Here is a 24,983-nt window from a genome sequence, read left to right as displayed (position 1 = left end):
GGCAGCGTCGTCAGCGCTCGCGCTAGAGCCTGCGCAGCAACACGGCCTGCCCCTGCCCACCCCCACCGCAGATCGCAGCGATCCCGAACTCGGCGTCGGCACGGGGAAGCTGCGCGGCCAGCGTCTGCGCGAGCCGGAAGCCGGAGGCGCCGAGCGGGTGGCCGAGCGCGATGGCGCCGCCGTTGACGTTGACCGTGTCGAGGTCGATGCCGAGCTTCCGGGTGCTCGCGAGCACGACACCGGCGAACGCCTCGTTGATCTCCCAGCGGCCGATGTCGCTCACCGCGAGCCGGTTTCGCTCGAGCAGCACCTGGATGGCGTCCGCCGGCCGCAGGTGCAGTGCGGGGTCCGGTCCGGCGACCACGGCCCGGTCCACGACCTCGGTCAGCCCCGTGAGGCCACGTTCCCGTGCCGCGCGCAGGGACATCAGCACGCCGGCCGCGCCCGCGTCGGACATCTGGGAGGCGTTGGCCGCGGTGATCGTGCCCGCCCCGGTGAACGCCGGGCGCAGCCGCGCGAGCGTTTCGGCCGAGCTGCCGGGGCGGATGCCCTCGTCGGCCTCCAGCGGCACACCGGCGACAGGCACGCATTCCGCGGCCAGGAGCCCCTCCTCGGTCGCCGCGGCGGCACGCTGGTGGCTGTGCGCCGCGAACTCGTCCTGCGCTGAGCGGGTGATGCCGAGCCGCTCGTTCTCGGCATCGGACAGTTCACCCATGCCCTTCTCCGCGAGACCGCACCACAGGCCGTCGTGGACGAGCAGGTCGACCATGGTCGCGTCACCGACCTTGCCCGAGCCACGGACCCGCAGCGCGTGCGGCGCCCTCGACATCGAGTCGAAACCGCCCACGACGGCCGTGCCGATCTCGCCCGTGCGGATCTGCGCGGCCGCCCAGCCCACGGCGCTCATGCTGGCCAGGCAGACGTCGTTGAGGGTCATGGCCGGGACCGTGATCGGCACGCCCGCGCGGGCCGCCGCGAGCCGGGCGGGGTTCTGCCCGTTGCCCGCCTGGACGACGTTGCCGAGCAGGACGTAGTCCGGTTTCGGCCCGCCGGCGCGGTCGAGGGCGCCCGCGACGGCGGTGGCACCGAGGTCGAGCGCTTCGACCCCGGCGAGCGCGCCACCGAACTTGCCGATGGGGGTGCGTGCCGCGGCCGCGAGCACCGGCACCCGGTCGTGGTGTGTGGACACGGTGTTCATCGCCCCAGCGCCATCGTGTAGCAGACCGCGGTGCCCGAAAGGGCGACGGTGCCGTCGTCCCGCGTCACGCTCACCTTCAGCTTGGTGATGGGCTTGTCCTCACGGGCCTCGGTCACCTCGACGCGGCCGGTGATCGTGTCACCGGGCCGCACGGGCGCGGAGAAGTCGAACTGGGTGTTGAGGAACACCGTGCCGGGGCCGGGCAGCTTCTCGGCGACGACCGCGTTGAGGATCGCGCTGGTGATCCCGCCCTGGACGACGATCTCGCCGAACCGCGAAGCCGCGGCTGCCTCGGCGTCGTAGTGCAGCGGGTTCCGGTCGCCGCTGATCTCGGTGAACAACTCGATGTCCCGGGACGTGACGAGCCTGCTCAGCTCCGCGGAGTCTCCGGCCGACGGCGCTCCGTTGGGCCAGCACGAGGTCATGTCGTCTCTCCAATCGGTTGGTTGGGCCGGGAGGCGGACGCCGCCCGGCCGCCGAGTGCCCGCATGGCGAGTGCACCCAGGATGGGGCCTGGCGCGAGCACGAGGAACGCGTAGCGCCAGCCGGTGAGATCGGCCAGCACGGGAACGAGATTGATGGTGACCACGGTCAGCAGGAACCCGATCGCCGTCTGCGCCGTCAGCGCGGTGCCGACGTAGCGGGAGTCTGCGACCTCGCTGAGCGCGGTGGAGAACACCCCCGAATCGGCGATCACCGCCGCGCCCCACACCACCAGCAGCACGAGCAGCACCGGCAGAGCCGTCCCGTAGAACAGCGGGGACAGCACACAGCACGCACCGCTGATCACGAGCGCCACCCCGGCCGCGCGGGCCCTGCCGTACCGGTCGGCCGCCCAGCCGCCGAGCAGGCAGCCCGCGAACCCGGCGACGCCGATCGCCGCGAACGCCACGAGTCCCGCGGTCGTGTCGGCGGCCAGCGAGCCCGCCGCGACGAACGACGGCAGCCACGTCCACAGCGCGTACAGCTCCCACATGTGCCCGAAGTAGCCCAGGTTCGCCAGCAACGGCCCGCGCTCGGTGAACATCTCCAGCGCGTACCTCGGGCGGTGCCGGGCCGCGCCCCCAGACAGGTACGGGCCCGGACGGACGAACGTCACCGCGAGCACGGCCGCGACGGCGCCCAGCGCGGCCGCGGCGCCCAGCACGCCCTGCCACGGCAGCGTGCCCAGGCCCTTGAGCAGCTGGGGCAGGGCGGAACCGAGCGTGAGTGCCCCCACCAGCACGCCCAGCGCCAGCCCCCGGCCCGTGGAGCCGAACCATGACGCCATCAGCTTCATCCCCACCGGGTACACACCGGCCAGGAAGAACCCCGTGCACAGCCGTAGCACGACCGCGACCCCGAAGCCGTCCGCGAACACCGGCACCGCCGCGGTCGCCAGAGCCGCACCGAGCGCCGAGCACGCGGCGACCCGCTGCGGAGGGAACCGGTCCGGCAGGTTCAGCGCCGCCGACGTGATCGCGCCCGCCACGAACCCCACCTGCACCGACGCCGTCAGCCACACGGCCTGCGCGTCACCGATCCGCCACACCTCGCGCAACGTCGGCACCACGGCCGACGCGGAGAACCACACCGCGAGGCCGAACACCTGCATCGCGGCGATCAGGCCGAGCTGGACGTACCGGTGGTCACGTGCCATCGACGCTCCCGCTCGTCTCCCGTGGCTCGCGGCGGTCGCCGCGATGGGTCTCCGGGCCGAGGGCCAGCGCCACGATACTGATCACCCCGACCACGATCATGTAGGCCGCGACGGGCCAGTGATGGTTGCCCGCCACGCCGAGCAGTGCCACCGCGATGACGGGCGAGAACCCGCCCGCGATCAACGAGGACAGCTGGTAGCCCAGGGATGCGCCGCTGTACCGCACCCTGGCGTCGAACAGCTCGCTGAAGTACGCGGCCTGCGGACCGTACATCATGTCGTGCCCGATCATGCCGATCACCATCGCGAGCCAGATCACCGCGGCCGAGCGGGTGTCGAGCATCCAGAAGAACGGGAACGAGAACAGCAGCGACACCACGGCGCCCGCCAGGTAGACCCGCTTCCTGCCGTACCGGTCGGACAGCCAGCCGAAGAACAGCAGGCTGACCAGGCTCAGCCCCGAGCTGATCAGGACGCCGGTGAGCGCGACGGACTGGCTCAGTCCCAGCACGGTGGTCGCGTAGGTGAGCACGAACACGGTGAAGATGTAGAAGATCGAGTTCTGGGCGAGCTTGACCCCGGCCGCGAGCAGCACGGCCCGCCACTGGGTGCGCAGCAACGTCACCAACGGCCTGCGGTCCACCTCGCCGGAGTCGGCGACCTCCGTGAAGGCGGGTGACTCCTCGACCTGCAACCGGATGAACAGCCCGACGAGCACCAGCACCGCCGACAGCAGGAACGGGATCCGCCAGCCCCACTGCAGGAAGGCGTCCTCCCCGAGCGCGTTGGTCAGCGTCATGAAGACACCGTTGGCGAGCAGCAGCCCCGCGGGCACGCCGACCTGCGGCCACGCGCCGAAGAAGCCCCGGGAGCGCTTGGGGGCGTGCTCGACGGCCATCAGCACCGCGCCGCCCCACTCGCCGCCGACACCGAAACCCTGCACCATCCGCAGCACGACCAGGAGCAGTGGCGCCCAGATCCCGGCGACGGCGTAGGTCGGCAGCACGCCGATCAGGGCGGTGGCGATGCCCATCAGCAGCAGCGAAAGCACGAGCATGGATTTGCGCCCGATGCGGTCCCCGAAGTGACCCATCACGATGCCGCCGAGGGGCCGGGCGACGAACCCCGCCGTGTAGGTGGACAGCGCCAGCAGGGTTCCGGCCAGTGGCGAGAACGACGGGAAGAACAGCTTGTTGAACACGAGTGCGGCGGCAGTGCCGTAGAGGTAGAAGTCGTACCACTCGATCGCGGTGCCGATGAAGCTGGCCACCGCGACCCTGCGTGCGGACCGGCCTCGGGTGCCTGTCGCGGTTGTGACGGTTGAGCTCATGGTCATCACCTCGTTGTGAAGACGAAGGTCGTCAGGATTCCTCGGGTCCGAACTGGACGATCGCGCTGTCGCCGCGTTCGGCGAACCGCGCCACGACCGGGAGACCGACGGCGACGTCGGCGGGGTCGATGCCGACGATGTTGGTCAGTAGCCGGGGTCCCTCGTCGAGCTCGACGATGGCCAGTGCGTAGGGAACGTCGTCCGTCCACGCGGGATGACCGGGCCGGTGCACGATCGTGAACGTCCACACGCGACCCTTTCCGGCCGAAGGAACCCAGTCCAGTTCACGGTGCCAGCACCGGGTGCACAGCACGCGGGGGTAGTGCTGGTGGTGGCCGCACGCGCGGCAGCGCTGGAGCAGCAGCTCGCCCCGGTGCGCGGCCGCCCAGAACGGCTCGGTCAACGGAACCGGCGTGGGGCCGGGCTTGGCGATCGTCATGTCGCGGCCTCCAGCACCAGCGCTACCTCCTCGCTCATCGTGGCGCCGTTGCCCGTCACCAGCGCCAGCTCCGGGTCGCGCACCTGCCGCTCCCCCGCGACGCCGCGCAGCTGGCGCACGGCCTCGACGACGTGCGCCATCCCGCCCGCCAGATCGGCCTGGCCACAGGCGAGCTGGCCGCCGTGCGGGTTGCAGGGGAGGTTGCCCGTGTGGGAGAAGTCCTGGTCGGCCAGCCACGGACCGACCTCGCCCTTCTTGCACAGCCCCGCGTCCTCCAGCGTGACCGCGAGCATGATCGAGTAGCAGTCGTAGAGCGAGAGCAGGTCCAGGTCGTCAGGCCCCACCGAGGCCATCGCGTAAGCGTCGCCGATCGCCGCCGCCAGCGGCGAGGTGGTGAGCTCGGGCGCCTGGCTCAGCGCGCGGTGCGTCACCTTCTCCCCCGCGCCGCGCAGCCACACCGGCCGGTGCGGAACGCGCCGCGCGCGGGCTGCCGAGGTGACGACCACCGCGGCCCCGCCGCCACACGGCATGACCACCTCCAGCAGCCGAAGCGGCGACACCACCAGCGGTGAGGCGAGCACGTCGTCGACGGTGATGGGCTTGCCGTGGAACACCGCGTCCGGGTTCAGCCGGGCGTTGTCCCGCTCGAACACCGGCACCAGCGCCAGCTGTTCGGGCGTCGTGCCGAACTCCGCGCAATGCCGGGTGGCGACCATCGCGTACGCCTGGTTGGCGCCGCTGCCGCCGTAGGGCACGTCGAACTCGCGAATCGGGTTGCGGTTGGGCGAGCGCGGTGTCACGTCGGTGCGCACGTTGCCGAGCACGCACAGCGCCGTTTCGCACATGCCCGCGGCGATGGCGGCCGCCGCCCGCCACACCATGCCCGCGCCGGTGGCGCCACCGAGGTCGACCAGGTCCGCGTACGTCGGCGCCAGCCCGAGGTACTCGGCGACGGTGGCGGGCACGTGCTGCGGCGTCTCTCCCACCTGCGGCCCGACGAGCAGGCCATCGATCTCGGCCCGCTCCATTCCGGCGTCGGCGACGGCCAGGGCGGCAGTGCTCGCGATCATGTCCAATGTGCTCATGCCGGGTGTGGTGCGGCGAGGCGGGATCTCTGCCGCGCCGACCAGCGCGGCGGCGCCACGCAGGCTCATCGGACCACCTTCACGACGTCGATCGACTCCGGATTGTCCAATGAGGACAGATCGCCGGGAGGCTCCCCGAGATACACGGCGCGGATCACGCGCCGCAGGATCTTGCCGCTGCGGGTGCGCGGCAGGCTCGGCACAACGTGCACGGCGTGCGGCCGCAGCGCGGCGCCGAGCCGTTCGCGCACCAGCGCGCTCACCTCGTCGGCCAGCCCGTCCTGCGCCACCTCGCCCGAGGGCACGACGAGCACGACGACGCGCTCCCCCTTCACCGGGTCGGGCGTGCCGAACGCGGCCGACTCGCTCACCCCTGGATGTTCACCGGCGATCTGCTCGATCTCGGCGGGCCCGAGCCGCTTGCCCGCCACGTTCATGGTGTCGTCGCTGCGGCCACGGATGAACCAGACGCCCCCGGCGTCGACCTCGGCGAAGTCCCCGTGCAGCCACGTGCCAGGCCAGTGCGACCAGTAGGTCCGCTCGTAGCGTCCCGGCTGTCCCCAGAAGCCCAGCGGCATGCCGGGTGAGGGGCGGCGCAGCACGAGCTCGCCGACGGAGCCGGTGACCGGCTCACCGCCCGGGCCGGCCACCTCGGCCGCCATCCCCGGCACCGGGCCCGCGAACCCGCACGACACGATCGGCTGCAGCGTCGTGTTGGACAGGATCGCACCGGACACCTCGGTGCCGCCGGAGTAGTTGATGATCGGGACGCGACCCCGGCCTGCCCGGTCGAACAGCCAGGAGAACGCGTCCGGGGTCCACGGCTCGCCGCTGGAGGCGAACACGCGGATCGTCGCCGGCTCTTCCGGAACCGCCTCCTCGCCACCGCGGGCCAGCGTTCGCACGAGCGTGGGCGACACACCCAGCATGGTCACGCCCGCACCCTCGGCGAACCGCCACACCCGGCCGTGATCCGGGTAGTCGACACCACCGCCGTAGACCGCGACCGCGCTGCCCGCGACGAGCCCGCCGAACACGGTGATCGGGCTCATGATCCAGCCCGGGTCGGTGATCCACGCGCTGACGTCGCCCTCGCCGACGTCGAAGCACCACGCGGCGTCGGCGCCCGCCTTCACCGCGAACCCGGCGTGCCCGAGCATGATGCCCTTCGGCGCGCCCGTCGTGCCCGACGTGTACGCGATCATCAGCGGATGGGTGCTCGCGCAGCGGGCGGCCTCCACGGGCCCGGCGCGTTCCGTGCCCAGCGCGTCCCAGGAGACCTCGCCGGGCAGCCGTGGCCCGGGCACTTCCGTTCCGGCCAAGGAGACCACGACGCACGTACGCAGGCTCGGGGTGCGCTCCGCGACCTTGGCGATCACCTCGCGCAGCGCGACGGTTCTGCCCCGCCGGGGGAAGCCGTCGGCGCAGACGAGCGCGACCGCTCCGGCGTCGCCGAGGCGCTGCGCGACGGCCGCCTCGCCGAAACCGGAGAACAGCAGCACGGTGATCGCACCGATCTTGGCGCAGGCGAGCGAGGCGACCACGGCCTCCCGCACCATGGGCAGCTGGATGCCCACGCGGTCCCCGAAGCCCACGCCGTGCCGCAGCAGGCCGGCGGCCACGCGGTCCACCTCGGCCGCCAGCTGGGCGAAGGTCAGGCACCCGCGCTCGCCGTCCTCGGTCTCCCAGCGCAGCGCGGGCTCGGCGCCCCGGCCCCGGCGCACCCAGCGGTCGACCGCGTTGTCCGCGATGTTCAGCTCCCCGCCGGGGAACCAGCGGGTGGCGTGCGGCTCGTCCAGCCCGGCGACGACGGCGTCCGGCTCACGCTGCCACTCCACGCCCAGCCAGCGCGCCGCCTCACCCCAGAACCACGCGGGGTCCTCCCTGGCGCGGTGGTCCAGGCTTCGCGGATCCGCACAGCCGGTCACGGCGAGGAACTCGCCGAGACGGCTTCGCGCCACCGTCTTCTCGTCGGGCACCCACACGGGCGTCGCGGCCACGTACACCTCCGAAGGACGTCTTCGACCTGGGGTTCAACGGAGGCGACGCTAGGTCGGCGCCCCGTGGAGTGTCAGCGCGCTAATCCGCGAAGTTGCACCCACGGTTGTTGTAGAAAACGCAAATCAGCTGGTCCAGCGGTCGCTCTTCATGCCGAGCAGCAGCAGGAGCAGCTGGTCGGGGTCGCTCGGGTCGTGCCCGGTGAGCTCGTGGATGCGGCGCAGCCGGTACACGACCGTGTTCGGGCGCACCCCGAGCCGGGCGGCGCTGCGCGCGACGTTGAACCCGTGCTCGAAGTAGACCCGCAGCGTCCGCACCAGCTGCGCGTCCCTGGCCCGGTCGTAGGCGTGCAGCGGGGCGATCGTCTCGTGGTGCAGCGTGGCCAGGTGCGGGCTGCTCGACAGCAGATGGTCGAGCAGCACCTCGGAGAACGTGCTGGCCTTGCCGCCACCGGTCGCAGCGCCGAGCCGGACGGCCTCCTCAGCCTCGGCATAGCTTGCCGCTATGCCCTCGGTGCCGTGGTGGGCACGGCCGACGCCGACGGCGAAGCCGTCGAGTCCGGCCGCCCACTCCCCGGCCTGTTCGACGAGCACCGCGTAGTCCCCACGGCCGGCCACCGGATAGATGGTGACCACCTCGTCCTCCCTGATGCCCACGAGGATCGCCGAGGACGTGGGCCGCAACCGCTCGCGGGCCTCGCCCACGGCGGCGCGCAGGGCGGAGCGGTCGTTTCCCATCGGCTCGAGCGACCTCGCGAGCACGACGGCGTGGTCTCCATCGACGTCGAGTGCCGAAGCCCCTACCCGGTGCCGCATGTGCTCGCTGATCGGCCTGCCGGAGACGAGCGCCTCCAGCAGGTCCCTGCGCATCGCCTCCCGGTCGCCGAGCATCCCGGTGACCTCGTCGAGATACGACTGTGCGACGACGACCGACACCTGGTCGACGTAGGCCATCACGCGAGCGGCGACCGCGAGCGCTGCCTCCCGCTCCCTCGGTGCGCGAGGATCGGTGACGGCGAGGATCTCCTGCCACACCACCTGGCCCCACAGCCGGTACGCGTGCAGCAGGGCCTGAAGGGGAATGCCCTGGTGGACCCGCCGCAACGCGCTGCGCCGCAACGCGTCCAGCGACGACTCGGTGGGCGGCGAATCCTCGCGCAGCGCGGTGAGCAACTCCTCGACGTTGCGCTGGGCGGTGGGCAGCACGTCGCCACGCAACGTGTGCTCGTCGAGAGCGCGGTAGTCGACGATCTCCGCCTGGTAGCGCTCGACCAGCCGGGCTCCCACCGCGTCCAGCCGCTGGCCGACCCGCTCGATGGTGCGCAGGACGTCGTTCACCCTCGCTCACTCCCTTCCCTGCCGGTCCGGGTGAGTCTAGGCGCGTTCCGGCGCACCGTGTCGTCCCTTATGGACGGACGGCGGCGGCCAGGGAAGGACCTCGCTCGACGAGCTCTGCCGTCGATACGGCGGTCAGCCCTTCGCGCCTCGCGAACTCCCGGGCCTCGCGCGCGCCCGCCAGGCCGGTGGGGTCGCGTTCACTGACCAGATGCCCGTAGGCGGCGACCGGCTCACCCCCGGTCGCACGGACGAGCGCGACGGCAGCGCCCGGCAGGGTCACGGGCGGGAGGTGGGCGGTCAGGACCCGGACGGTGATCACGTGACCGGGGCGGGTGAAGTCGCCGGGTACCGCGGCCGGATCGGCCAGCCGCCGGAAGGTCGTCGCCCTGGCCGCGGCCGAGATCCCCGTGCCCGTCCCCACGGCGTCCACGGAGATCCCGAACTCGATGTCCCGGGGGCGCAGATCGCGGGCTGGGCTGACGGGAATCCTGAGCCGGTCGGGCACCTGTGGGGGCATCGCCGCGCACAGGAAACCCGAGGTGTGACGAACCAGCACGGCCACCGTCGAGGGCTCGGCCGCCCCGGCGGCCAGCACCAGTGCCGCCAGGTCCGCCTGCGAGTCGATCAACACGACCGGCTCCGGCCGGCCGAGCGCGAGGACGGCGGCACCTGCCTGCGGCGCGAGGTCAATCACCGGTACCGCCCAGGTAACGGGCGAGGCGACCACGCAGTCCCGGCCGGGTCAGCGACGTGACCAGGGCCGCCAGGTCCGCCGCGTCGTCGGCGTCGGAGACCGTCGCCGTCCGGCTCAGGATCGCGGCGACCGACGGCAGGTCGACCGTCCCGGTCGCCGCCAGGATCCGCTCCGCCTGCTCCTGCTGGTGCTCGCGGGCGACCACGGCGGAGCCGAGGCCCAGCCGGACCGCTGTCGCGGCGTCGACCTCGGACGAGTGCAGCAGCAGGTCGCGGGCGGCGCGGGTGCCGACGAGCGCGGCGAGATGCCGGGTGCCGAGCGCCACGCCGAACCGGAAGCCGGGAAACCGCAGTGTCGTCCGCGGGTCCAGCAGCCGATACGCACACGAGGCGACGATGTCGGCACCGGCCCCGATGGCCTTGCCACCAACGCAGGCCACGGTGACGAAGGGCGCTCGGCGAAGCCGCTGGAGGAGCTGTTCGATGCGCACGAAGCGCCACAGCAGGTCGCCTTCACCGCTGTCGAGGACACCGGCCATGTCGAAACCCGCGCAGAAATGCCGGCCCGCTCCCCGGAGCACGAGGGCCCGGGTGCCGTCGCCACCCGCGGTGTCGACGACCGTGAGGAGACGTTCCACGGTGGCCGCGTCGAGGGCGTTCGCTCGCCGTGGCCGGTCGATGGTGACGGTGAGGATGTCGCCGGATCGTTCGACGCGCACCTCGCCGGTGCCCGGTGCCTCAGCGCTCGCCGTGCTCATCGAGCCACTCCTTCGCGACCTCGTCGTTGTGTTCCCCGAGCAGCGGAGGGGGACGCAGCGGCGCGACATGCCCGGTGATCGGGACGGGGAACGTGACCGTGCTGGTCGTGACCCCGTTGGGCAGGTCGAGGGGCTTGATCAGGCCCATCGCCTCGACCTGTGGGTCGCCGAGGATCTCGGAGAAGGTGTTGATCGGGGCGCACGGCACCCCGGCTTCCTCGAACGCGGCCAGCCAGGCCGCCGCGTCCCGCTCCAGAAACGGCGGGGCGAGCAGTTCGGTCAGCTCGTCCTGGTTGCGGGCGCGCAGCTCCTGCGTGCGGAACCGGGGATCGTCCGCGAGCCGGGGCAGGCCCACGACCGCGCAGAAGCGCCGCCACAGGTCGTCGTTGCCCGCGGCGACGACGAAACTCTTGTCCGCCGCCCGGAAGGCGCGGTATGGGGCGTTGCGCGGATGCGCCGAGCCGAGCCGGCGCGGGTCGCGACCGGTGCTGAAGTACTCACTGGTCTGCAGGGCGGCGATACCCAGCAACGTGCCCAGCATCGAACAGTCGATCCACGCCCCGCGGCCGGTGCGCTGGGCCCGGTGCACGGCGGCGGTGATCGTGTACGCGGCGTAGAGCCCCGCGACGAAGTCGCCCACCGGGACACCGCACTTGACCGGTTCGCCGTGCTCGTCGCCGGTCACGCTCATCAGCCCGGACACGGCCTGCACGGTGACGTCGAAAGCGCCACGCTGAGCGTACGGACCGGTCTGGCCGTAGCCGGAGATCGAGCAGTAGACGATCCTCGGGTTGCCCTCCGCCACCGCCTCGTAGCCCAGGCCGAGGCGATCCAGTGTTCCCGCGCGGAAGTTCTCCACGACGACATCGGCGGCGCCGGCGAGCTCGAGTACCCTGGTCTTGTCCTCAGTGGACTTCAGGTCGACGGCGATGCTTCGCTTGTTCCGGTTCACCGACGCGAAGTTCGCGCTGTACCGCGCCGGGGTGTCCGGTTCGCCCATCAGCGGCGGCCACTGCCGCATGCCGTCTCCGGCTCCGGCCCGCTCGACCTTGACGACGTCGGCCCCGAGGTCGGCGAGCAGCGATCCGGCGAACGGGCCTGCCGCGATCTGGCCGAACTCGAGCACGCGCAGCCCCGCGAGCGGCGCGCCCCGCGAGCCGGTCATCGGCCGGCCGCCTTCCGCAGCCCCGCCTCGACCAGCAACGGCATCACCTGCTCTCCGAAGCGCCGCAGGTCGGGCAGGTAGTCGAAGAAGTTCACCTGCATGCCGTCGCAGCCGGCCTCGTGCAGCTTGCCGAACCACTCGACGATCTGCTCGGGTGTGCCGACCAGGTGCACGTTGCCACCGACCACCCACTGCTCACGGCTGTGCCCTCGCCAGGACTTGTTGTCGCCCCCGGTGAAGCCCGCGACGAAGTTGTCCGCGGCGACGGTGTCCTCGTTGTCGAGGATCGCCTGATACGCGGCCCACGCCTCCTTCTCGGTCTCCCTGCAGATGACGTGGGGGTTGATCACGGTGCGTACCTCGCGGCCCCGGGCGCGAGCCAGGTCCTTGATCTTCTTGTTGTGCGCGGGCAGCGTCTCGACGGCCTTGTGCGGGTCCGCGCCGCCGGGGCTGGTGATGAAGATCAGGTCGGAGTACTGCGCGGCGTACTCCAGCCCCGCGGGCGAGGACGCGGCGTTCACCAGCACGGGCCGCCCGTGCACCGGTTTGGGCAGCACGTGCGCGTCCTGCATCGACCAGTACTTGCCGCGCGTCGTCACGTTGTCCTCGCTCGCCCACAACGTGCGGAGCATCTCGGTGAACTCGGCGGCCATGTCGTAACGCAGGTCGTGCTCGATCGGATCGAGCCCGAACATCCGGTACTCGCTGGGTTTGTAGCCGGTCACGACGTTGAGCCCCCAGCGGCCGCCGGAGATGTGGTCGATGCACGCGCCGTACTTCGCTAGGTGCACCGGGTGCCAGCCGTACAGCACGTGCACGGTGCTGATCAGCAGCAGCCGCGTCGTCTGTGCCGCGAGGGCCGCCGAGCTGATCAGCGGGTCGAGCTCGTGCTCGCGGAAGCGCGTCTCGCCGCCATAGCCGCCCTTGCCGAGCCACTGGCCGAGCCCGAATGCCAGGTCGAAGCCGTACTTCTCGGCCTCGAGCGCGCAGGTCGCGTTGTAGTCGTAGGTCCAGCTCGTCTCTCGGGGCGCCGACGAGGGGCTCCACGCGCCCTCCTGCAGCGGCAGGAACAGGCCGAGTATCAGGTCGTTCTCCATCGCGGCCGCCAGCGGCGAGCTCGGCGCCAGATCGGCCGCCGGTACGGGATTCGTCGACATGTCGTCCGTCCTTTCTCGTGAACTGGTCAGGAAGGCACGTGCCGTGCGGGCGTTTCCGCCTGCGCAGGCTCGGCGTCGCGTCCGTCCACAGTGGGCATGAAGAGCAGGGACACGAAGGCGATGGCGCACATGCCCATCAGGTAGAGCGCGATCGGCACCGTCGAGTTGTAGTGCGCCATGAGCGCCGTGGCGATCAGTGCGGCCGGCCCGCCGGAGGTGATGGACGAGAGCTGGTAGCCCAGGGAGGCACCGCTGTAGCGAACCTCCGCGGGGAAGCTCTCGGCGATGAAGGAGCTCTGCGGGCCGTACTGCATGTCGTGGACCACCAGCGACAGCACGATCCCGACGACCATCAGGGCGGTGACACCCGAGTTCAGCAACCCGAAGTACGGCAGCGCGAAGACGAACATCACCACGATGCCGATCTGCAGCATCCGCTTGCGGCCGATGCGGTCCGACAACGCTCCCCAGAACAGCGTGCTGGCCAGCGAGACAGCGGCGGCGAGCATGACGGCGAGCAGCATCGTCGAACGCTCGTGCCCGAGTGAGGTGACGCCGTAGCTGAGCACGAAGGTCGTGAACAGGTAGAACGACGCGTGCTGGCCCGCGCGCATCAGCGTGGTCTTCAGCACCATGCGCCAGTGGTGGCGCAACAGGTAGGCGACCGGCGCCTGCCGCACGGTCCCCGCCTGCTTCGCCTCGACGAACGAGGACGTCTCCGCCACCCGCAGCCGCAGGTACAACGCGAGCCCGGTGAGTACCAGGCTGAACAGGAACGGGATCCGCCAGCCGAAGGACTCATAGGCGGCGGGCGACATCAGGCGGCTGGCCCCTTCCGTCACCGCCGTGGCCGTGATCAGCCCGAGCGGACTACCGAACTGCGGCAGGCTGCCCATGAAGCCGCGCCTGCCCTTGGCGGAGCTCCACTCGGTGGCCATGAGCACCGAGCCACCCCAGTCGCCACCCACCCCGATCCCTTGCAGGACACGGAGAACCACCAGCGCTCCCGCTCCCCACATTCCGGCCGTGTCGTACGTCGGCGCCAGCCCCACGAAGACGGTGCCGAAACCCATCAGCAACGTCGTCATGATCAGGACCCTGCGGCGGCCGATGCGGTCGCCGAAATGCCCGAAGACCATGGCACCGAGCGGACGCGCCACGAATCCGGCGAAGAACGTCGACAGCGCGAGCAGTGTCCCGGAGTACGGGCTGCTGTTGGGGAAGAAGAGCTGGTTGAAGATCAGGGCGGCGGACAGCCCGTAGACATAGAAGTCGTACCACTCGATCGCGCTGCCCGCCGTCGAGGCGAGCAAACCGCGTCGCGCCATTCGAGCATCCGACAACTCGTTCGCACCGTTGCGTGACATCCGAGACCTCCTTGTTTCGGATCGCGTGGCGGTTGGGTCAGGCGGCGAGCCGCCGGTGGCGGCCCCGGAAGAAGAGCAGCGGCTCGCCCTCGTCGTGCCCCGCGTCGACGACCCGGCCGACGAACAGGGTGTGGTCCCCCGCTTCCTGAACGGTGTCGACAGCGCACTCGAACCAGCCCAGCGTGTGCCGCAGGATCGGTGCGCCGAGGACGCCAGAACGATGCGCGGCCCGCGCGAACTTGTCCTCCACGCGGCTCGCGAACAACGAGCACAGTTCGGCGCCTTCCTCGCTGTCCGGGAGGATGTTGATCGCGAACGAGCCCGCCCGCTCGATGGCGGCGCGGGTGCGTGAGCCGTGGCCGAGGGAGATCAGCATCAGAGCCGGGTCGAGGCTCACGCTGAGCACCGCGTTGGCGGCGCAGCCGTGCGCGTTGTCGCCTGTGGAGCAGGTGATGACCGTGATGCCCGTGGCGAAGGTGCCCGCGACGGCCCGCACCAGTCCGGGTTCGATGTTGCGGCCGGAGGCAGGCACCTCGATGCTTTCCCGATGGTCGAGCGACATTGCCTTCTCCCCTGTTCGGTGAGTGACCATGCCGGCTCCCGTACCCCTGTCACCGCCGTGACCAGGCGGGATCCGTGTAACGTATGTTTCCGCCCGTCGCCGACCGTGTCATCGGAGACATCGCACGATTCGGAGGGTCGTAGTTGTGACGACGTCGGAACCGCAGCCGGAGGACTTCGGCCGCGTCGGCCGGTACGTCACCGACACGATCTGCGCCGCCAACCCCGACTACGCCAACCTCGATCCCGCCGTGCTCGCCGATGTCGTGCAGACGAACGTGCACAACGCGCGTATCTACCTCCAGGCCGTCGCGCACCAGCGGCGCCCGACCGGCGAGGAACTCGCCACGCTCGCCGAGGCCGCACGCAGGCGAGTGCACCAGGGGATCGCGCTCGGGGCCATGTTGCGCGCCTACCGCATCGGCGCCAGGGCGATGTGGGAGAAGCTGAGTGAGAGCAGGCCCGACCTCGATCACCGGACGCTCACCGACTACACCCTCCGCTACATCGACTGGGTGAGCAGCGAGGCGGAGCGGGCCTATCTCGCCGAGCGTGACCGCCTGCTCGACTCGCGGCTCGAGGCGACCCGGCTGCTGCTGTCCCGCATCATGGAGGACGATTTCTCCACCGCCGAGGAACGCGACGCGGCCGTGCGTTCCCTCGGCTTGGATCCGCGGCAGCCGCACGCGACCGTCGTTATTGGACCGACCAGCCGCGCCGGCCACACGCTCGACGACGTCCTGCTCGAGGTACTCCAGGAGATCCGCCGCCACGTTCCTGGCAGCATCTCGTCGCTGCTGCGCCGCGGAGCCGTCATCCTCGTGCCGACGGCCGCGACCAGCGGGATCGAAACCCTGCTGGAACGCGCGCTGCGTCAGTCGGGAGCGGAGGCCGGGTACGTCACCGCGGGAGTCGGCCGCCCCACCCCCACTGCTGAGGGCCTCCCCGCGGCGGCGCGCGAGGCCGAACGCGCCCGCGCGCTCGGTGAGATCCTTTTCCCAGACCGCCTGGTGCACACCTACGAGGCAACGGCATTCTTCGACCTTTTCCGGCAGGGAGAACCGGTCGACACGTTCGTCGCGACCGTGCTGGGCGAGTTCCTCGGTGGCGACCGCACGAGCAGGATCGATCTCGTGCGCACGTTGTACGTGTACTTCACTCTCGGCATGAACCGCCGCGCCACCGCCACGCGGCTCGGCATCCATCCGAACACCCTCGACTACCGGCTTCGCCAGGCGGCCAAGACCTCCGGTGTGGAACTGACCTCGCCGGAGAACTCGTTCCGGTTCCAGCTCGCGGTCCGGCTGCTGCCGCTGTGCACGCACACGTCGTGGCTCGGCGACGAGGACGCGCTGGGGCAGATCCTGGCGACGTGACCCAGGCCGATTTCGAATGGTCTTATCATTCGGATTCTGTCTGTGTTCTGATGTCCGGCGTCAAGGGAAGGGAGTGCCGATGGTACGGCTGACCCGGGCACAGCAGCAGGAGCGCACCCGCGCGTCCGTGCTGGCGGCGGCGAGGGAGGAGTTCACCGAGCACGGCTACGCACTGGCGAAGGTCGACCGGATCGCCGAGCGGGCCGAGCTGACCCGTGGGGCGGTGTACTCGAACTTCCCGAGCAAACGCGCCCTGTACCTGGCCGTGCTGATCGACCTGGTCGAGAACACCGCCACCGCCGCGCCCGCGGCGTCGCCGTCGTCGCCTGCCGACGCGCTCGGCCGGTTCGCCCGGACCTGGCTCGAGCGGCTGCCGTTGGTGGGCGACACGGCCTCCGGAGGGCGGCTGCAACTGCGCTCGCTCGTCGGCGTCCTCGACGACGAGCGCGGGCGGACGGTGCTGGCGCAGGTCGCCCGGCTTGAGGCGCTGCTGCTCGGCGCCGCGCTGGAGTCGTGCGAACCGCCTCGGGCGGAGTCACCGCGGCGGGTACGTCTGGCGGCGCTGGTGCTGACGCTGCTCGACGGCTCGGGCCACCTGGCCGAAGCCGCACCGGGTTCGGGTGACCCGTTCGACGTGGCGCGCGCGTGCCAGCACCTGGCGGGAATCGGCCTCGCTGACACCTGGGCACCGCCACACCTGCCCTCCGTCGCCCCGGCACAGCCGTGCGAGGACACCTGGGCTCCGCCCACCGATCTCGCGGATCGGATCAGCGGTGTCAGGGTCGACCTCGGTGCCGACGGCGTGATCGCCGTGCTGGGGGCAGGCAGGCTCGCCGCGGCCGAGGAAGCCCTCCGGTCCGCCCGGCCCGGCGACCAGGTGACGGTGGCCGCCGTCACGAGTGATCCGGCGGAGACCGGCCGTCTCGTCCGGCTCAGGGTCAGCGACCTGGTGGGATGTCTGCGGCGGGTGTTCGCCGAGGGCGCGTTGCCCCCGCTGCGCCTGGTGCTCGACGACCACGCCACGGTCGCCTCGGCGCTCGGGCTCCCCGCTCCCGACGACGAGACCGAGACCGCGGTGCGCGTCGAGCGCGGAAAGATCGTCGCGCGCGCCCACGGCCGAGGCGCCGCCCATGCCGCGGCGACCGCCGAAGCCGCGGGCGCCAGACGCCCACGGAAGTCGAGAAGCTGACGCACCCGGAGTCGCTCCCCGCGACCGGCACCGGCCTGCCGATGCTCCACCCGCCGCGCTGGATCGGCCTCACCGGCTCGGCCCCCGCAGTCGCCTAACTTGAGCTGTTCAAGACAACGTCCTATGGTCGGGGTGTGTCTTCGGACTTCGAAGCGCAGCTGCGGGCGGTGTCATTGCGCGTGACACGGCCCCGGTTGGCAGTGCTCGCCGCACTGCGCGACCACCCGCACGTCGACACGGAGACGGTGATCGCGCTCGTCCGGGCCGAGCACCCCACCGTGTCCCACCAGGCGGTCTACGACGTGCTGCGGGCGCTGACCGACGCCGGTCTGGTGCGGCGCATCCAGCCCGCGGGCACGACCGCCCGCTACGAATCCCGGGTCGGAGACAACCACCACCACGTCGTGTGCCGATCCTGCGGCACGATCGCGGACGTCGACTGCGCCGTCGGGCACGCGCCCTGTCTCACCGCCTCGGACGACCACGGCTTCGTGATCGACCAGGCGGAGGTCGTCTTCTGGGGCGTCTGCCCCGAATGCTCGGCCCGGCCCACCCCCGAACGATCCGTCAGCTCGAAAGGAAGCAGATGAGCGACCCCCAGGACAACACCCCGTCCAGCGCGCAGGGAGTGGACAAGAAGGCCGCGGCAGGCTGCCCCGTCGCGCACGACTCCGTGACCTCGCACGGCAGCGAGAGCGAGAACCCGGCGATCGACTCGCCGACCGCGAAGACCGGCGGCCGTCCGCGCACGAACCAGGACTGGTGGCCCAACCAGCTCGACCTCTCGGTGCTGCACGCGCGCTCGTCGAAGGCCAACCCGCTCGCGGAGGACTTCAGCTACGCCAGGGAGTTCGCCAAGCTCGACGTGGAGGCCCTCAAGCAGGACGTCATCGAGGTGCTCACCACCTCGCAGGACTGGTGGCCCGCCGACTTCGGCCACTACGGCGGTCTGATGATCCGCATGAGCTGGCATTCCGCGGGCACCTATCGCATCCACGACGGCCGCGGCGGCGCGGGCGACGGCGCCCAGCGGTTCGCCCCGCTCAACAGCTGGCCCGACAACGCCAACCTCGACAAGGCCCGCCGCCTGCTGTGGCCGGTCAAGCAGAAGTACGGCCAGAAGATCTCGTGGGCCGACCTGCTCGTGTTCGCGGGCAACGTCGCACTGGAGTCGATGGGCTTCAAGACATTCGGCTTCGGCTTCGGCCGCGAGGACACCTGGGAGCCCGAGGAGATCTACTGGGGCCCGGAGGACGACTGGCTGGGTGACGAGCGCTACGTCTCCGGCACGGAGATGGTGCCCGAGCTCGGCGCCACCGAGATGGGGCTGATCTACGTCAACCCCGAAGGCCCCCGCGGCAGCGCGGACTTCCACGCGGCGGCCCATTTCATCCGCGAGACCTTCAGCCGGATGGCGATGAACGACGAGGAGACCGTCGCACTCATCGCCGGTGGCCACACGTTCGGCAAGACCCACGGCGCCGGCAACGCCGACGACCACGTGGGCCCCGAGCCCGAGGCCGCGCCGCTGGAGGCGCAGGGCCTCGGCTGGTTGAGCACCCACGGCAGCGGCAAGGGCCCGGACACGATCACCAGCGGCCTCGAGGTGACGTGGACCGACCGGCCGACCGAGTGGAGCAACCGCTTCTTCGAGATCCTCTTCGGCTACGAGTGGGAGCTCACCACGAGCCCCGGCGGCGGCAAGCAGTACGTCGCCAAGGACGCGCCGGAGATCATCCCGGACCCGTACGACCCGAACAAGAAGCACAAGCCGACCATGCTCACCACGGACCTGGCACTGCGCTTCGACCCGGTCTACGGGCCGATCTCCCGCCGGTTCATGGAGAACCCGGACGAGTTCGCGCTGGCCTTCGCCAAGGCCTGGTACAAGCTGCTGCACCGCGACATGGGTCCGGTCAGCCGTTTCCTGGGGCCGTGGGTCGCCGAGCCCCAGCTGTGGCAGGACCCGGTGCCCGCCGTGGACCACGAGCTCGTGAGCGAGGCCGACGTCGCCGCGCTCAAGGCGAAGGTCCTGGAGTCCGGTCTCACGACCGCCCAGCTCGTCACCACCGCCTGGGCCTCCGCCGCGAGCTTCCGGTCCACCGACAAGCGCGGCGGCGCCAACGGCGCCCGGATCCGCCTGGAGCCCCAGCGCAGCTGGGAGGTCAACCAGCCCGAGCAGCTCGCCCCGGTCCTCGAGAAGCTCGAGGGCATCCAGCGGGAGTTCAACGAGGCCGGCGGCGCGAAGATCTCGCTCGCCGACCTGATCGTGCTGGCAGGCTCGGCCGCCGTCGAGAAGGCGGCGCGCGACGCCGGCGTCGAGGTGACCGTGCCGTTCCACCCCGGCCGCACCGACGCCAGCCAGGAGCAGACCGACGTCGAGTCGTTCCGGGTACTGGAGCCACGCGCCGACGGGTTCCGCAACTACCTGCGTGCCGGGGAGAAGCTCCAGCCGGAGGTGCTGCTCGTCGACCGTGCCTACATGCTCGACCTGACCGCACCCGAGATGACCGTCCTCGTCGGCGGCCTGCGCTCCCTCGGAGCCAACTTCGGCGGCACCCGGCACGGCGTCCTCACCGACCGGCCCGGCGTGCTCACCAACGACTTCTTCACCAACCTGCTCGCCCCGGGCACCAGGTGGAAGGCGTCGGAGTCCGAGGAGAACGTGTACGAGATCCGCGACTCGGCCACCGACGAGCTGAAGTGGACGGCCACCGCGGTCGACCTCATCTTCGGCTCCAACTCCCAGCTGCGGGCCCTCGCGGAGGTGTACGCCAGCGCCGACGCTCGCGAGAAGTTCGTGGGCGACTTCGTCGCGGCCTGGACCAAGGTCATGGAGCTCGACCGCTTCGACCTCGCCTGATCCAGTCCGCACCGGCGAGCCCGGCCGATCCACCGTCGATCGGCCGGGCTCGCCGCGTCCCATCGCAAAGCCGCGCCGCGACGGACCTCAGTCACCGGCCGGTGGCGCCACCTCCTTGCGGAGTTGCCGTTTCACGAGCTTGCCGGTCGGCGTGCGGGGAAGCGTGTCCACGAACTGGAAATGGCGAGGCAGCTTGAACCGCGCGATCCGCTGTTCCAGATATCCGCGCAGCTCCTCGGCCAGTTCGTCGCCGGGCGTGGTCCCGGCCGCGGGTTGCACCACCGCCATGACCGCCTCGCCCATTTCCGGATCGGGCACCCCGATCACCGCGATGTCGTCCACCGCCGGGTGCAGCGCCAGACCGTCCTCGATCTCCTGCGGATAGATGTTCACGCCACCGGAGATGATGACGAACTCCTGCCGGTCAGCCAGATACAGGTAGCCGTCCTCGTCGACGCGACCCAGATCGCCGGTGGTGGACCAGTTCGGGTGCTTCGGGTGTTGCGCGGCGCGGGTCCTTTCCGGGTCGTTCAGGTACTCGAACGGCATCTCGTCGCGCTCGAAGTACACCACTCCGACCTCACCGGCCGGCAGTTCGGTGCCCTCCGAGTCGCAGATGTGGATGACGCCGAGCGCGGCGCGGCCCACCGAACCCGGCCGCTGCAACCAGCTTCGCGGGTCGATGACGGTCAGGCCGTGTGCCTCCGTCGCACCGTAGTACTCGTGCACGATCGGACCCCACCAGTCGATCATGGCCTGCTTCACCTCGACCGGGCACGGCGCCGCCGCGTGCACCGCCACCCGGTGACTGGACAGGTCGTACTGGTCGCGCACCTGCTCGCCGAGCTTGAGCATGCGCACGAACATGGTCGGCACCCACTGGCTGTGCGTCACCCGATACCTCTCGATCGCGGCCAGCGCCTCACGTGGGTCGAACCGCTCCATCAGCACCACGGTGCCGCCGAGCGACTGGACCACGGCGCAGAACCGCAGCGGCGCCGCGTGGTACACGGGTGCCGGGGACAGGTACACGGTGTCCTCACCGAACCCGTACAGCGGGCCGAACGCGGCGACCAGCGGGTCGCCCGGCTCGCTCACCTGCCGATCCGGCAGCGGCGGCTTGATGCCTTTCGGACGCCCCGTGGTCCCGGAGGAGTACAGCAGGTCCGAGCCGCGCGGCTGATCGTCGAGCGGGGCGTCGGACACCCCGTCCAGCGCGGTGGACAGCGCGGTGAACCCATCCGGTGCCCGGCCCTGGTGCAGCGAGAGGCGCAGCGGGACGGCGGCGTCCGCCGCCGCGTCCGCGGCGAGCTGTACCACCGTGTCCCGGCCACCGGTCACGATCACCTTTGCGCCGGAATCGGTGAGGATGTAGCTGACGTCCGCGACGGTGAGATTGTGGTTGATCGCGGTGATGTACAGGCCGGACCGCTGCGCGGCCCAGTAGACGATGAACACCTCGGCGAGGTTCGTGGCGACCAGCGCGACCACGTCACCGCGGCGCAGCCCCTGCTCGTGCCAGTAGCGCGCCAGCCGTGCGGAGGAACGGTCCAGCTCGCCGTAGCTGAGTGCGGCCCCGGTCCCGCTCATGATGACGGCGGCCCGGTCCGGCGCGCTGCGCGCATGGGTTCCGGGAAACATTGCGACCTCCTCGGGTCGGTAGGAAAATCAGCGTCCGAACTGGCCGTCGTCGACCTTGATCACCGTTCCGGTCACGGCCTCCGACGCCGGTGAGGTGAGATACAGCAGCGTGCTGTCCAGCAGGCTCGGTTCCGGCAACCGGCCGCGGGGCAGTTGGTCGGACGGGTCGCCGACCCGCGAGATCATCCCGGCCATCATCTCGGAGTGGAACATCCCCGGGGCCATACCCACGACGTTGATGCGATTGCGCGCCCATTCCACCGCGAGCACCTCGGTCATCCGTGCCAACGCCGCCTTGGTGACCGAGTACAGCGCCGCCGTCGGAGTGCCCGAGTAGTGGAACGCGGTCATCGACGACACGTTCACGATCCGCCCTGGCCTGCCGTCGGCGATCATCCGGCCGCCCACCTCGCAACTGAGCAGGAACGGCCCGCGCAGATTGGTGCCGATGACCAGGTCGGCGTCCGCGGCCGACACCTTGTGTGGCCGCACCCCGTACGGAACGCCTGCGTTGTTCACCAGGGTCGTGACCGGGCCCAGCTTGTCCTGTGCCTCGTCGACGGTCGCGGCGAACGTCTCGGGCTTTGTCAGGTCGAGGCGAACGCCCACGGCGGTACCGCCGGCCGCGGTGATGTCGGCGCACACCGCTTCGATGCGGTCGGTGCGGCGCGCCGCGAGCGCCACTTTGGCGCCCGCGGCGGCCAGTACCCGCGCGAACCGCTCGCCGAGTCCTGACGATGCCCCCGTGACCAGCGCTACCTGGCCTTCGAGCAGGTGAGGGTCGCGCTGGCGCACGCTCTGTCGCTCGGTCACCAGTCGAAGTTGTCGAAGTCGGGCACGCAGCCTTCCAGGCCCGCGGCCATGTTGCCGAACATGGCGCCGAAGATCGTCGGCTCGTCCAGGCCTTCCACCGGAATCACGGCGCGCACCTCCGCGATCGCCTCACGCGGCGGAATGCCCTCAACGGCCACGTTCTCGATCTCCGCCCACTTCTGCGTGAAGTTGCGGAACATCGGGGTGACCGTGTTGGGCGGGATCACGTTGGCCGGGTCGGCCATCGCCTCCTCCAGCGTCACGAACTCCACGCCGAGCTCCTTCAGGCCGGCGAGGACGCGGTCCGCGGCGTCCCCGGTCACCGGCGTGCCATGCAGAAGTCCGATGTGGACCTGCTGGCGCCCGAGGGCCTGGTAGGACAGGTTCACCTGGCGTTTGAACTGATCGATCGCGGTTTCCACGAACTTGTCCAGGATCCAGTTGCGGACACCCTCGTCCTTGTTGTGCAGCGCGCGCAGGTACGGCACGGCGAACTGGGCGTCGTAGAACCAGTAGGACAGCGGGGCCGCCAGGTAACCGGCCTTGGCGAGCCACGCCTGCACCTGCGCGGTCTTCTCGGGCGAGTTGCCCCACATGTCCATGCAGTAGCGGAAGTACTTGCTGGGCGCGCGCTCGATGTAAGAGCCGATGACATCCTCGCTGCGCTTGATGTCGTCGATGTACACGCTTGGTTTCACCCAGTTCAAGCTGGCGTGGTAGTGCGTGTGGTTGCCGACGTGGTGGCCTGCGTCCACCCACTGGTCGAAGACCTCGGCGAACGCGGGCTCGTCGTCCACCGGCGCGGTGGACGAGAACGAGTACACCGGTGGGTGGCCGTGGTTGGCGAACGCGTCGATCAGCAACTGCGCGGTGCGGGCGGGTGGGTGGCTTTCCGGGTATGGCATGCCCTTCCACTGGAAGAGGTCGTCCACACTCATCGCGACCTTGACGGGCTCGCCCGACGGGGACAGCACGGTCATGAGCACAGCTCCTTTGCTGGCGGAAACTCAGCTGGTGCTGTCACGCTAGGAAAGGCGGTCCTACTCGGGGTATGTCCGCGCCGCCCACAGTGCGATGGGCGCACTGCACATATGGCCATCGCCGCACCTGTGACTACCATGTGACCATGGTCACGGTCGGCGGAGAGTTGTCGGAACTGGAGTCCGCCCTGGCAACGCGATTTCGTGCGGATTCGGCGCGCATGCTGGCCGAAGTCGCCGACGCGATCATCGCACGGTTCCCACGGCTCGCCGATGACACAGTGGTGCCGACGGGCTTTCTGCACACCACGTTGGCTTCGCACGCCGCTACCTTCGCGCAGCTGCTGGAACGCAGTCCTGCCGTTGCGCCACCCGAGGTGAGCGAGCTCGGCAGGACGCTCGCGGCGATCAGGGAACCGATCACCACCCTGACCCGGGTCTTCGAGATCGGCCACGAGACCTTCTGGCAGCTGCTGGTGACGATGATCTCGGAGTCCGAGAACCTGCGCGGCAGCGAGGTCGAACTGTTGCGGTTGCTGACCGTGCGGCTGTTCGACTACATGCAGGTCAACACATCGGCCGCGCTGCGCGCGTACATTCAGCGCGACGGCGAGGAGACCAAGGCCACGCAACGCCGAAGGCTGGCCGTAGTGCGCGGCAGCCTGCGCGGTGAGGTGGCCGACCAGGAGCTGGAAGGCGTGCTGGGGTACCGGTTGTTGTCCCAGCACGTGGCCTACGCGGCGCGCGGTACGGCGCTCGAGGCCGACGAGCTGAACACCGTCATCGAGCAGCTGCGGCGCGGTGTGCGGCCGATTCAACATGTGACGCTGTACGACGACGACGTGTTGTACGGCTGGTTCACCCCCCGCGATGCGACCTGGCATGACCGGCTGGCTGAGCTGTCCGTGCCGAAGGCGGTGACGGTGGCGTGCGGGGCTGCCCGGCATGGCCCGGAGGGGTTCCGGCAGTCTCATCGCGATGCGCTCGAGGTGCTGCGCGTCGCCGACGCACTGGACGCGAGCGGGGTCCGGCACTACGAGGAGTCCGCCGTGCTGGCGCTGGCCACGCACGATCCCAGTGCCGCCAAGGCGTTCGTGGACCACCAGCTCGGTCCTCTGGCTGAGCCGTCCGAGCAGACCCAGCACCTGCTGCGCACCCTGCAGGTGTATCTGGCCGAGAACGGCAGTCCGACGCGTGCTGGCCGGCGGCTGCACACGCATCGCAACACCGTGATCCAACGGATGGAACGCGTGGAAGCCCTGCTCGGCCGGCGGCTGGATCCGTCGAGCCTTGCTCTGCGGGTGGCCGCGGAGCTCTCCACGATCACGGCCTCGAGGTGTTCGGCACCCCGCGCCGACACCGCGTCCGAGCCCAGAAGCGCACGCTGCTGAGCG

At 70.6% G+C, this 24,983-nt stretch carries 22 protein-coding genes; 5 read left to right on the top strand and 17 right to left on the bottom strand.

Translation table 11 applies throughout. The features are described from left to right. Nucleotides 1-22: 22 nt before the first annotated feature. From DI005_RS23070 to DI005_RS23005, 14 genes are all read right to left on the bottom strand, one after another. Nucleotides 23-1,198, bottom strand: a complete 1,176-nt coding sequence (locus tag DI005_RS23070) for an acetyl-CoA C-acyltransferase (RefSeq protein ID WP_112273378.1) — start codon at nt 1,196-1,198, stop codon at nt 23-25. After that, nucleotides 1,195-1,623, bottom strand: a complete 429-nt coding sequence (locus DI005_RS23065) for a MaoC family dehydratase (RefSeq protein WP_112273379.1) — start codon at nt 1,621-1,623, stop codon at nt 1,195-1,197. Before DI005_RS23065 ends, DI005_RS23070 begins: the two co-directional genes overlap by 4 nt. After that, on the bottom strand, nt 1,620-2,837 hold the full coding sequence (locus DI005_RS23060) for a nitrate/nitrite transporter (protein WP_112273380.1): 1,218 nt from the start codon (nt 2,835-2,837) through the stop codon (nt 1,620-1,622). The genes DI005_RS23065 and DI005_RS23060 overlap by 4 nt, the downstream gene beginning before the upstream one ends. Beyond that, nucleotides 2,827-4,167, bottom strand: a complete 1,341-nt coding sequence (locus tag DI005_RS23055) for an MFS transporter (RefSeq protein WP_113643567.1) — start codon at nt 4,165-4,167, stop codon at nt 2,827-2,829. The genes DI005_RS23060 and DI005_RS23055 overlap by 11 nt, the downstream gene beginning before the upstream one ends. 31 nt (nt 4,168-4,198) lie before the next feature. Then, the gene (locus DI005_RS23050) at nt 4,199-4,606 is read right to left on the bottom strand and encodes a Zn-ribbon domain-containing OB-fold protein (protein WP_112273381.1); all 408 of its coding nucleotides are present in this window, start codon (nt 4,604-4,606) and stop codon (nt 4,199-4,201) included. Beyond that, a complete protein-coding gene (locus DI005_RS23045) occupies nt 4,603-5,760 on the bottom strand; it encodes a thiolase family protein (protein WP_113643499.1) in 1,158 nt (385 codons plus the stop codon). The genes DI005_RS23050 and DI005_RS23045 overlap by 4 nt, the downstream gene beginning before the upstream one ends. Continuing rightward, nucleotides 5,757-7,691 (bottom strand): AMP-binding protein, encoded by a 1,935-nt coding sequence (locus tag DI005_RS23040; RefSeq protein ID WP_233520285.1) that lies wholly within the window; start codon nt 7,689-7,691, stop codon nt 5,757-5,759. The genes DI005_RS23045 and DI005_RS23040 overlap by 4 nt, the downstream gene beginning before the upstream one ends. A gap of 123 nt (nt 7,692-7,814) precedes the next feature. Continuing rightward, nucleotides 7,815-9,026 carry a CdaR family transcriptional regulator gene (locus DI005_RS23035; RefSeq protein ID WP_113643497.1) on the bottom strand — a complete coding sequence of 404 codons (1,212 nt, stop codon included), beginning with the start codon at nt 9,024-9,026 and terminating at the stop codon, nt 7,815-7,817. A gap of 67 nt (nt 9,027-9,093) precedes the next feature. Further along, nucleotides 9,094-9,720 (bottom strand): 3,4-dihydroxy-2-butanone-4-phosphate synthase, encoded by a 627-nt coding sequence (locus DI005_RS23030; protein WP_158559882.1) that lies wholly within the window; start codon nt 9,718-9,720, stop codon nt 9,094-9,096. After that, nucleotides 9,713-10,477: an enoyl-CoA hydratase/isomerase family protein gene (locus DI005_RS23025; protein ID WP_158303045.1), complete on the bottom strand. Its 765-nt coding sequence runs from the start codon at nt 10,475-10,477 to the stop codon at nt 9,713-9,715. The genes DI005_RS23030 and DI005_RS23025 overlap by 8 nt, the downstream gene beginning before the upstream one ends. After that, on the bottom strand, nt 10,458-11,642 hold the full coding sequence (locus DI005_RS23020; RefSeq protein WP_113643495.1) for a CaiB/BaiF CoA-transferase family protein: 1,185 nt from the start codon (nt 11,640-11,642) through the stop codon (nt 10,458-10,460). Before DI005_RS23020 ends, DI005_RS23025 begins: the two co-directional genes overlap by 20 nt. Further along, nucleotides 11,639-12,799: an LLM class flavin-dependent oxidoreductase gene (locus DI005_RS23015; RefSeq protein ID WP_112273392.1), complete on the bottom strand. Its 1,161-nt coding sequence runs from the start codon at nt 12,797-12,799 to the stop codon at nt 11,639-11,641. Before DI005_RS23015 ends, DI005_RS23020 begins: the two co-directional genes overlap by 4 nt. 26 nt (nt 12,800-12,825) lie before the next feature. Then, nucleotides 12,826-14,166, bottom strand: coding sequence for an MFS transporter (locus DI005_RS23010; protein WP_233520284.1), 1,341 nt, complete (start codon nt 14,164-14,166; stop codon nt 12,826-12,828). 37 nt (nt 14,167-14,203) lie between these two features. Then, complete coding sequence (locus DI005_RS23005; RefSeq protein WP_158559881.1) at nt 14,204-14,728, bottom strand: flavin reductase family protein; 525 nt, start codon at nt 14,726-14,728, stop codon at nt 14,204-14,206. 145 nt (nt 14,729-14,873) lie between these two features. Here DI005_RS23005 and DI005_RS23000 point away from each other — a divergent pair, with 145 nt between their 5' ends. The 4 genes from DI005_RS23000 (at nt 14,874) to katG (ending at nt 20,155) form a co-directional block, all read left to right on the top strand. Next, nucleotides 14,874-16,103 (top strand): CdaR family transcriptional regulator, encoded by a 1,230-nt coding sequence (locus DI005_RS23000; RefSeq protein ID WP_113643493.1) that lies wholly within the window; start codon nt 14,874-14,876, stop codon nt 16,101-16,103. A gap of 79 nt (nt 16,104-16,182) precedes the next feature. Then, nucleotides 16,183-17,292, top strand: a complete 1,110-nt coding sequence (locus tag DI005_RS22995) for a TetR/AcrR family transcriptional regulator (RefSeq protein ID WP_113643492.1) — start codon at nt 16,183-16,185, stop codon at nt 17,290-17,292. Nucleotides 17,293-17,426: 134 nt separating this feature from the next. Next, nucleotides 17,427-17,882 (top strand): Fur family transcriptional regulator, encoded by a 456-nt coding sequence (locus DI005_RS22990; RefSeq protein WP_113643491.1) that lies wholly within the window; start codon nt 17,427-17,429, stop codon nt 17,880-17,882. Further along, nucleotides 17,879-20,155: a catalase/peroxidase HPI gene (gene katG / locus DI005_RS22985; protein ID WP_113643490.1), complete on the top strand. Its 2,277-nt coding sequence runs from the start codon at nt 17,879-17,881 to the stop codon at nt 20,153-20,155. Before DI005_RS22990 ends, katG begins: the two co-directional genes overlap by 4 nt. Before the next feature lie 87 nt (nt 20,156-20,242). Here katG and DI005_RS22980 read toward each other — a convergent pair whose 3' ends face one another. The 3 genes from DI005_RS22980 to DI005_RS22970 are packed head-to-tail and all read right to left on the bottom strand — an operon-like array spanning nt 20,243 to nt 23,589. Then, nucleotides 20,243-21,796, bottom strand: a complete 1,554-nt coding sequence (locus DI005_RS22980) for an acyl-CoA synthetase (RefSeq protein WP_112273406.1) — start codon at nt 21,794-21,796, stop codon at nt 20,243-20,245. Nucleotides 21,797-21,823: 27 nt separating this feature from the next. Continuing rightward, nucleotides 21,824-22,609, bottom strand: coding sequence for an SDR family NAD(P)-dependent oxidoreductase (locus tag DI005_RS22975; RefSeq protein WP_199543140.1), 786 nt, complete (start codon nt 22,607-22,609; stop codon nt 21,824-21,826). Then, on the bottom strand, nt 22,606-23,589 hold the full coding sequence (locus tag DI005_RS22970; RefSeq protein WP_112273408.1) for a polysaccharide deacetylase family protein: 984 nt from the start codon (nt 23,587-23,589) through the stop codon (nt 22,606-22,608). Before DI005_RS22970 ends, DI005_RS22975 begins: the two co-directional genes overlap by 4 nt. Before the next feature lie 146 nt (nt 23,590-23,735). Here DI005_RS22970 and DI005_RS22965 point away from each other — a divergent pair, with 146 nt between their 5' ends. Then, nucleotides 23,736-24,980, top strand: coding sequence for a CdaR family transcriptional regulator (locus tag DI005_RS22965; protein WP_158559880.1), 1,245 nt, complete (start codon nt 23,736-23,738; stop codon nt 24,978-24,980). Nucleotides 24,981-24,983 lie beyond the last annotated feature (3 nt).

The sequence above is a fragment of the Prauserella sp. PE36 genome (assembly GCF_003311655.1).
Taxonomy (GTDB): domain Bacteria; phylum Actinomycetota; class Actinomycetes; order Mycobacteriales; family Pseudonocardiaceae; genus Prauserella_A; species Prauserella_A endophytica.
The sequence above is the reverse complement of the archived record's forward strand: the minus strand, read 5'-3'. Positions and strand labels throughout refer to the sequence as shown.

Excerpts from the sequence above, each read along its gene's own strand:
- DI005_RS23045 (WP_113643499.1), bottom strand. The coding sequence starts at position 5,760 with ATGAGCCTGCGTGGCGCCGCCGCGCTGGTCGGCGCGGCAGAGATCCCG.
- DI005_RS22970 (WP_112273408.1), bottom strand. The coding sequence starts at position 23,589 with ATGACCGTGCTGTCCCCGTCGGGCGAGCCCGTCAAGGTCGCGATGAGT.
- DI005_RS23070 (WP_112273378.1), bottom strand. The coding sequence starts at position 1,198 with ATGAACACCGTGTCCACACACCACGACCGGGTGCCGGTGCTCGCGGCC.
- DI005_RS23060 (WP_112273380.1), bottom strand. The coding sequence starts at position 2,837 with ATGGCACGTGACCACCGGTACGTCCAGCTCGGCCTGATCGCCGCGATG.
- DI005_RS23005 (WP_158559881.1), bottom strand. The coding sequence starts at position 14,728 with ATGTCGCTCGACCATCGGGAAAGCATCGAGGTGCCTGCCTCCGGCCGC.
- DI005_RS23010 (WP_233520284.1), bottom strand. The coding sequence starts at position 14,166 with ATGTCACGCAACGGTGCGAACGAGTTGTCGGATGCTCGAATGGCGCGA.
- DI005_RS23015 (WP_112273392.1), bottom strand. The coding sequence starts at position 12,799 with ATGTCGACGAATCCCGTACCGGCGGCCGATCTGGCGCCGAGCTCGCCG.
- DI005_RS22980 (WP_112273406.1), bottom strand. The coding sequence starts at position 21,796 with ATGTTTCCCGGAACCCATGCGCGCAGCGCGCCGGACCGGGCCGCCGTC.
- DI005_RS22965 (WP_158559880.1), top strand. The coding sequence starts at position 23,736 with ATGGTCACGGTCGGCGGAGAGTTGTCGGAACTGGAGTCCGCCCTGGCA.
- DI005_RS23020 (WP_113643495.1), bottom strand. The coding sequence starts at position 11,642 with ATGACCGGCTCGCGGGGCGCGCCGCTCGCGGGGCTGCGCGTGCTCGAG.
- DI005_RS23055 (WP_113643567.1), bottom strand. The coding sequence starts at position 4,167 with ATGAGCTCAACCGTCACAACCGCGACAGGCACCCGAGGCCGGTCCGCA.
- DI005_RS23050 (WP_112273381.1), bottom strand. The coding sequence starts at position 4,606 with ATGACGATCGCCAAGCCCGGCCCCACGCCGGTTCCGTTGACCGAGCCG.
- katG (WP_113643490.1), top strand. The coding sequence starts at position 17,879 with ATGAGCGACCCCCAGGACAACACCCCGTCCAGCGCGCAGGGAGTGGAC.
- DI005_RS23065 (WP_112273379.1), bottom strand. The coding sequence starts at position 1,623 with ATGACCTCGTGCTGGCCCAACGGAGCGCCGTCGGCCGGAGACTCCGCG.
- DI005_RS23025 (WP_158303045.1), bottom strand. The coding sequence starts at position 10,477 with ATGAGCACGGCGAGCGCTGAGGCACCGGGCACCGGCGAGGTGCGCGTC.
- DI005_RS22995 (WP_113643492.1), top strand. The coding sequence starts at position 16,183 with ATGGTACGGCTGACCCGGGCACAGCAGCAGGAGCGCACCCGCGCGTCC.